The 422-nt window shown below is 49.5% G+C and carries 1 protein-coding gene; it reads right to left on the bottom strand.

Annotated elements, in window-relative coordinates:
- Positions 1 to 422: HAD hydrolase-like protein (locus tag RVS70_RS22700; protein ID WP_321134997.1), on the bottom strand; the 422-nt coding region annotated here is incomplete at both ends.

Raw genomic sequence — 422 nt, 5'->3', positions numbered from 1 at the left:
ACATCCTCTATGGACTCCAGCACATAATCCGGCGTATACAAACGCTGTTCTCCCGGTTTCGCAGAACCAGTAAGCACTAAGGCGCTTTTCATGCCATAAAGCTTTCCCATTGCAATGTCAGATTCAATGCTGTCTCCTATAATCATGCATTCATGTGCGGACAGCCCCATTGCTGTACAGGCAGCCTCAGCCATCAGCCAAGACGGCTTTCCGACAACAAGTTCAGTCTTCGCTTGAGCGGAAGCCTCTATCGCCCCAATCATTCCGGCCACATCAATGGCATTTCCGTCTTCGTTTGGAAAAGTACGGTCTTTGTTTGTAGCAATGATACGAGCGCCGCCGGCAGCCGCTTGAAAGGCTTGATTTAAATCTTTGTACGTAAGCGTTTCGTGAAGGGAGATCACGAGCCAATCCGCTTCCTT

It is taken from the genome of Virgibacillus sp. M23, assembly GCF_034190895.1.
In the GTDB taxonomy this organism is placed as follows: domain Bacteria; phylum Bacillota; class Bacilli; order Bacillales; family Amphibacillaceae; genus Virgibacillus; species Virgibacillus salarius.
The sequence above is the reverse complement of the archived record's forward strand: the minus strand, read 5'-3'. Positions and strand labels throughout refer to the sequence as shown.